Annotated in this window: 7 protein-coding genes; 3 read left to right on the top strand and 4 right to left on the bottom strand. The window is 59.0% G+C overall.

The genetic code is table 11. The features are described from left to right. Positions 1 to 9 precede the first annotated feature (9 nt). The 4 genes from crcB to ACIP66_RS27005 form a co-directional block, all read right to left on the bottom strand. On the bottom strand, positions 10 to 384 hold the full coding sequence (crcB, locus tag ACIP66_RS26990; protein ID WP_400652204.1) for a fluoride efflux transporter CrcB: 375 nt from the start codon (positions 382 to 384) through the stop codon (positions 10 to 12). Further along, on the bottom strand, positions 384 to 1,706 hold the full coding sequence (locus ACIP66_RS26995; protein ID WP_053121590.1) for a replication-associated recombination protein A: 1,323 nt from the start codon (positions 1,704 to 1,706) through the stop codon (positions 384 to 386). Before ACIP66_RS26995 ends, crcB begins: the two co-directional genes overlap by 1 nt. Positions 1,707 to 1,861: 155 nt before the next feature. Beyond that, entirely contained in the window at positions 1,862 to 2,482 is a 621-nt protein-coding gene (lolA, locus tag ACIP66_RS27000) for an outer membrane lipoprotein chaperone LolA (protein WP_053121592.1), read from the bottom strand. A 67-nt stretch (positions 2,483 to 2,549) separates the two neighbouring features. Further along, on the bottom strand, positions 2,550 to 4,958 hold the full coding sequence (locus tag ACIP66_RS27005; RefSeq protein WP_053121593.1) for a DNA translocase FtsK: 2,409 nt from the start codon (positions 4,956 to 4,958) through the stop codon (positions 2,550 to 2,552). Between the two features lie 297 nt (positions 4,959 to 5,255). On the opposite strand from ACIP66_RS27005, the gene ACIP66_RS27010 reads away from it, so the two are divergent. From ACIP66_RS27010 to ACIP66_RS27020, 3 genes are all read left to right on the top strand, one after another. Next, entirely contained in the window at positions 5,256 to 5,444 is a 189-nt protein-coding gene (locus ACIP66_RS27010; RefSeq protein WP_400652208.1) for a hypothetical protein, read from the top strand. A gap of 63 nt (positions 5,445 to 5,507) precedes the next feature. Next, positions 5,508 to 6,188 (top strand): leucyl/phenylalanyl-tRNA--protein transferase, encoded by a 681-nt coding sequence (aat, locus tag ACIP66_RS27015; protein ID WP_053121596.1) that lies wholly within the window; start codon positions 5,508 to 5,510, stop codon positions 6,186 to 6,188. 57 nt (positions 6,189 to 6,245) lie between these two features. Next, positions 6,246 to 6,953, top strand: coding sequence for an arginyltransferase (locus tag ACIP66_RS27020; protein WP_053121598.1), 708 nt, complete (start codon positions 6,246 to 6,248; stop codon positions 6,951 to 6,953). Positions 6,954 to 7,091 lie beyond the last annotated feature (138 nt).

A 7,091-nucleotide genomic window follows, 5' to 3' on the forward strand; every position in this document is an offset into this window, starting at 1 on the left:
TTCTCCTTATCAAAGTATGGTCCAAGACAGGCCCGCCCACGTCGCGAGCAGCCCGCCGAATACGCAGAGTGCCGCATAGCCCAGGGCCAGCGGCACTTGCCCGCTTTCCAGCAGGCGCACCGTATCCAGTGAAAAGGATGAAAAAGTCGTCAGGCCCCCGAGGAAGCCGACCATCAACCCGGCACGCACCTCGATCGGCACTTCCGGGCGTATCAAAAACAGGCCATACAACACGCCGATCAGCAGGCAGCCCACGATATTAACGGCCAGCGTCGCGGTATAGAAGTGCCGCGGCCAATTGGCGTTGATCCAATTGCCGGTGGCGAAGCGCAACAAAGTGCCAGCAACGCCGCCGGCAGACACCGCAATGATCAATGGAAGCACTATTTTCTCCGCTGCCGAGGACTTAAACGATCGAGTTGGGCGAGGTGGTTGAGCTTCTCGCCGATCTTCAACTCCAGGCCACGCGGCACCGGTTGGTAGAACGGGATCGGGTCGAGCTCGTCCGGGAAATAATCTTCGCCAGCCGCATAAGCGTCCGGTTCATCGTGGGCGTAACGGTATTCGTCGCCGTAGCCCAACTGCTTCATCAATTTGGTCGGCGCGTTGCGCAAGTGCAGCGGCACTTCCAGCGAACCGTGTTCGGCGGCGGCGCGCAGGGCAGTTTTGAAACCCATGTACACCGCGTTGCTCTTTGGCGCGCAGGCCAGATAGGTGATAGCTTGCGCCACGGCCAACTCGCCTTCAGGACTGCCGAGGCGCTCCTGCACTTCCCACGCGGCGAGGCACAGGCTCAGCGCGCGCGGGTCGGCATTGCCGATGTCTTCGCTAGCCATGCGCACCACGCGCCGGGCCAGGTACAGCGGATCGCAACCGCCGTCGATCATCCGCGCGAACCAGTACAGCGCGCCGTCGGGGTTGGAACCGCGTACCGATTTGTGCAGCGCCGAGATCTGGTCGTAGAACGCTTCGCCACCCTTGTCGAAGCGCCGACGCGTATCGCCGAGCAGACTCTGCAGCAGATCAATGCCCATCTCGCTGTTGTCGTCGGCCAGGTCGGAGGCGTTTTCCAGCAGATTAAGCAAACGCCGGCCATCGCCATCGGCGGCGGACAGCAGCATCTGGAAACCTTCATCGCTGAGGGTCAGGTTGCGCTTGCCCAGGCCGCGCTCTTCGGTGAGCGCGCGGTGCACCAGTTTGCGCAGCGCCGCTTCGTCGAGGCTTTTCAGCACGTAGACGCGGGCCCGCGACAACAAGGCGTTATTGAGTTCGAACGAAGGGTTTTCGGTGGTAGCGCCGATGAAGATCAGCGTGCCGTCTTCGACGTACGGCAGGAATGCGTCCTGCTGCGACTTGTTGAAACGGTGCACTTCATCGACGAACAGAATTGTGCGCTTGCCGTACTGACCGGCCTGCTGCTTGGCGATTTCAACCGCCTGACGAATCTCTTTGACCCCGGCGAGTACCGCCGAAACCGTTTCGAAGTGCGCGTCCGAGACTTCCGCGAGCAACCGCGCCAAGGTGGTTTTACCCACGCCCGGCGGACCCCAGAAAATCATCGAATGCAGGGCTCCCTGCTCCAGCGCCTCACGCAGAGGCTTGCCGCGAGCGAGCACGTGCTCCTGACCGACGTACTCATCCAGATTGGTCGCCCGCAAACGCGCGGCCAGTGGCTGGGCAATCGGTGCACTGCGAAACAGATCCATCACGTAGCGTTGAAACCTCTATTTGAATCGGTTGCCGATCATGCTTTTGATTTTGTAGGAGTGAGCCTGCTCGCGATTAGATTTGTCAGTCAAAGATGCATTGTCTGACCCACCGCTATCGCGAGCAGGCTCACTCCTACAAAGGATTTCGCATTTTATTCCTGGATCACGTCCGCACCCTTGGGGATGTCGAACTTGAACTTGGAGGCCGGTACTGGCTCGTTGGCCTTCACCCCGGTGAACAGGATGTTGGTGCGTTGGCCGACGCTGTCGATCAGTTGCATGTCATTAAGCAAACCGTTGCGGAACGACAGGCGCAGGTTGTCGAACAGGGTGTCTTTGGTTTTCGGCTTCAGCGTAAAGTCGATCACGCCGCCCGCTTCTTTCGCGGTGATGTCGAAGCTCTGGCTGATCTTCGACACGTCGCCGGACAACAGCAGCGCCGGGGTCTGGGTCAGACGCTCGTCGAGTTTCTTGATGGTCGCCTGTTCCAGATCCGGATCCCACAGGGTGACTTTCTTGCCGTCGGAAACCATGGTCTGCTCGGCCGGCGCGTTGGTGTGCCAGTAGAACAGGCCCGGGCGCTGCAGGGTCATATTGCCGGTGGTTTCCTGCAACTGCGTGCCGCCGCCGTCGAGGGTCAGCTGCGAGAAGTTGGCGGTCAGGGTTTTCGATGTTTCCAGCAATTGGGTCAGACGCGCCACGTCCTTGTCATCGGCGTGAGCCGTGAGGGTGGTCAACGCCAGTACTGGCAACAGCATGCGGATAAGACGCATGGGAGTCCTCTTGAATACTTGTTGGGAGAGCGGCGGAACATCATTGTCCCGCCTCTTGCTTCTGGCTTCAGTCGCGAACCGGGCCCGGGGCCAAGACTTCACGCGAACCGTTGGTGTTCATTGAGGTGACGACCCCGGCCATTTCCATGGCTTCGATCATCCGGGCGGCGCGGTTGTAGCCGATCTTCAGCTTGCGCTGCACAGCGGAAATCGAGGCGCGACGGCTTTCGAGGACAAATTGCACCGCTTCGTCGTACAGCGCGTCAGCTTCCGGATCATCGCCATCGCCGCCACCGCTGCTGCCTTCAAAGCCGCTGCCCGCCTCTTCGACACCGTTGAGGATGTCGTCGTTGTATTCAGGAGCGCCGCGCAGTTTCCACGCTTCCACCACACGGTGAACTTCTTCGTCGGAGACGAAAGCGCCGTGAACCCGGATCGGCAGGCTGGTGCCCGGCGGCATGTAGAGCATGTCACCGTGGCCAAGCAATTGTTCGGCGCCGCCCTGATCGATGATCGTCCGGGAGTCGATCTTGCTCGACACCTGGAACGCCATGCGTGTCGGAATGTTCGCTTTGATCAAACCGGTGATCACGTCCACCGACGGCCGCTGAGTCGCGAGGATCAAGTGAATACCGGCCGCACGCGCCTTCTGCGCGATACGGGCGATCAGTTCTTCAACCTTCTTGCCGACGATCATCATCATGTCGGCGAATTCGTCGACGACCACGACGATGGTCGGCAGCTTCTGCAACAGCGGTGCTTCGTCGTGAATGCTTTCGCGCTTGTACAGCGGATCGCTCAACGGCTCGCCGGCGTCCTGCGCTTCCTTGACCTTGGCGTTGAAGCCGGACAGGTTACGCACGCCCATCTTCGCCATCAGCTTGTAGCGGCGTTCCATCTCGGCAACGCTCCAGCGCAGGGCGTTGGCAGCGTCCTTCATGTCGGTCACGACCGGGCACAGCAGGTGCGGAATGCCTTCGTAGATCGACAACTCCAACATCTTCGGGTCGATCATGATCAGCTTGGCGTCTTCCGGGCCAGACTTGAACAGGATCGACAGAATCATCGCGTTCACGCCCACCGACTTACCGGAACCGGTCGTACCGGCCACCAGCAAGTGCGGCATCTTCGCCAGGTCAGTGATGACCGGCTTGCCGCCGATGTCATGGCCCAGCGCCAGAGTGACCGGCGATTTGAAGTTGTCGTACTCAGGCGTCGACAGCACTTCGGAGAAACGCACGATCTGCCGGTCTTCGTTCGGGATCTCGATACCGACCGTGGTCTTGCCCGGAATCACCTCGACCACCCGCACACTGGTCACGGCCAGCGAACGCGCAAGGTCTTTGGCGAGGTTGGCGATGCGGCTGACTTTGACGCCGGCGGCAGGCTGAATTTCGTAACGGGTAATCACTGGACCCGGGTGGATCGAGTCGACGGTCACTTCAACACCGAATTCCTTGAGCTTGATCTCCAGCAAATGGCCGACCGCTGCCAGGGATTCCGGCGAGTAATTGAGTTGTTTCTTTTCCGCCGGATCGAGGATCGAGATCGGCGGCAAGGTGCCTTCCACGGCGCTGTCGACGAACAACGGCACCTGTTTCTCTTTCTGCACGCGCTTGCTTGGCTCAGGCGCTTTGGCCGGGGCCGGAGCGATGACTGGCGGAACCTGTTTCTCGCGATCGGACATGTGCTTGCTCAGCGCTTGCTCACGTTCGATCAGGCGTTCTTTGACTTTGGCCTGCTCGCGCTTGTCGGTCACTGTCGGCGCGACCACGTCGTGCACGCGATCATCGACCTCACGCAGTTGCGCGACCAGTTGCTTGCGCTCAGTACGCGCCGACCACCAGCGATTGAGCGCGCCCTGGAACAGTTCAAACAGGTCGAGGGTGATCTTGCCGGTGATGTCCATCACCTTGAACCACGACAGGTCGGTGAACACCGTCAGACCAAACAGGAACAACGCGATGAACAACAACGTGCTGCCCTGAATGTTCAGCGCGTTCTTCGCCAGATTGCCGAGGCTTTCGCCCAACGCACCACCGGCACCGGCCGGCAGACCCGACGCGGCATGGAAATGCAGATGCGCCAGCGCAGCGCCGGACAGCACCAGAAACACCAGACCGATCAGGCGCCAGGAGAACAGCCAGCCGCTCCACTGCCACGGTTCGTGGCGTTGACGGAAGATCTGATAAGCCTTGATCGCCAGCAGCAACGGGAAGATGTAGGCGAAGTAACCCAGCACCATGAACAGGATGTCAGCGCTGTAGGAGCCCGCCGGGCCGCCGAAATTCTGTACGTCGTCGATTTTGCTGTTGTGGCTCCAGCCCGGATCGTCCTTGCCATAGGTGAGCAAGGCCATCATCAGGAACAGGCACAAAGCGCCGATGGCGATCAATGCACCTTCCTTGAGCCGGTAGTGCAACTGTTGGCGCCAGAGCGGAACGACTGTTTTGGGTGCTGCGGTGGATTTCTTCAAAACGCTACTTTTCCTGCGCCAATGGCGCGTCCATCTATTGAATGACGATAAAAAACTGCCCAATCCAGGCAGGTAACAAAGTGAACGAGCGCAACTGAGACTACTTTTAACACTGCGCCGTGGCTTTTAAAAACACGGCACAACGCGAATATTCTGTAACAGCCCGGCATTGTACGGGTTTGTACGTGCGATGCCATGCTTCAAACCCCAGGGTAAAGCATAGTCAAGCACACAAAACCCGCGGGCCAATTTGAGCATGCATTACCTTTTGTGACAAAGGCTTATGAGGTGTATTTGATGAACGCAGCGAAGCATTCACGCCTGATCATCCTCAACTCCGGCACGGCGCTGATGGAACGCTTGCATCAACACGCCACACGGGCTGCCATAGCGATCGTTTACGACCACAGCCTCGACGCCAAGTTGCAGCCGCGTCCATTCGGCTGCATGAGCGAGCAGTCTCTGGACGACATTCCTGTCATTTAACGGCACACTTTATCGCGGGCCGAACAGCCCGCCCCGCCCTCCCCTTCTGCAAGCCTGGATGCCATGCTGACTTGGTTACAACGCAACTCCCTGACTTTTCCGCCATTGGAAAAGGCCATGCGCGAACCCAACGGACTGCTCGCCGCCGGTGGTGATCTGTCCGCCGATCGTTTGATTCAGGCGTATCGTCATGGCTGCTTTCCGTGGTTTTCTGAAGGCCAGCCGATTCTCTGGTGGTCGCCGGATCCGCGCACGGTGATGTTTCCCGACGAACTGCACGTCTCGCGCAGCTTGGGCAAACTCCTGCGCAAGGAACGCTATCAAGTCACCTTCGATAAAGACTTCGACGCGGTCATTCGCGCCTGCGCCGCACCCCGCGATTACGCCGATGGCACGTGGATCACCGAAGCGATGCAGGACGCCTACGTTGAATTGCATCGACGCGGCTTCGCGCATTCGGTGGAGGTTTGGGATCAGGGCGAACTGGTCGGCGGCCTGTATGGGCTGGCGATGGGTCAACTGTTCTTTGGCGAGTCGATGTTCAGCCGCGCCGACAACGCCTCCAAGTACGGTTTCGCCACGCTGGTGCGCCATCTGCAAGATTCGGGGTTCGTGCTGATTGACTGCCAGATGCCGACCGATCATCTGCACAGCCTTGGCGCCCGCTCGATTCCCCGTCAGGAATTTGCTGACTATCTGGCCCGACACCTGGATCAACCCAGTCGCGCCACTTGGGTTTGCTGAGCGACTTTTGCGCGCGTGGCTTACACTTAATTCACCAGCTTATCCCGAGGGTTGATCATGACCGAGTTGGCGCGTCTGAAGTTCTATGCCACTCAACCTCACTCTTGCAGTTATCTGCCTGAGGAGCAGGCTACCACCCTGTTTCTCGACCCGAGTCAGCCCATGGATGTGCATGTCTACGCAGACCTGTCGGAAATGGGCTTTCGTCGCAGCGGCGATCATCTGTACCGCCCGCATTGCCAGAACTGCAATGCGTGCGTGCCTGCGCGCATCCCCGTCGCGCAGTTCACCCCCAATCGTCAGCAGAAACGCATTTTCAAGCGCAACGCCGATTTGCAGGTGCGCCCAGTCAAACCGCAATTCAGCGAAGAATATTTCGATCTATATCAGCGCTACATCGAACAACGCCACGCTGACGGCGACATGTACCCGCCGAGCCGTGATCAATTCTCGACGTTTCTGGTGCGCGATCTGCCCTTCTCGCGTTTTTATGAGTTTCGTCTCGACGGACGGTTGCTCGCCGTCGCGGTGACCGATTTGCTGCCTAATGGCTTGTCGGCGGTGTACACCTTTTACGAACCGGCAGAAGAGCGCCGCAGCTTGGGCCGCTTCGGCATCCTCTGGCAGATCAGCGAGAGCCAGCGCCTGGGGCTGGAGGCGGTTTACCTTGGTTACTGGATCAAGAACTGCAAAAAGATGAACTACAAAACCCAATATCGCCCCATCGAACTGCTGATTAATCAGCGTTGGGTCATCCTCAACTAAACCAAAGCCCTAAACCCCTTGGCGTAAACCCCATTTTTCGGGCACAATGCACGCCGCTTTTGCCTGGCGCAGTTGCACCGGGCCATTCATTGGATACCGAGGGCTTTACTGCATGTCGAAAGAAGACAGCTTCGAAAT

Origin of the sequence: Pseudomonas sp. NPDC088429 (genome assembly GCF_044753305.1) — a bacterium.
Lineage (GTDB): Bacteria > Pseudomonadota > Gammaproteobacteria > Pseudomonadales > Pseudomonadaceae > Aquipseudomonas > Aquipseudomonas rustica.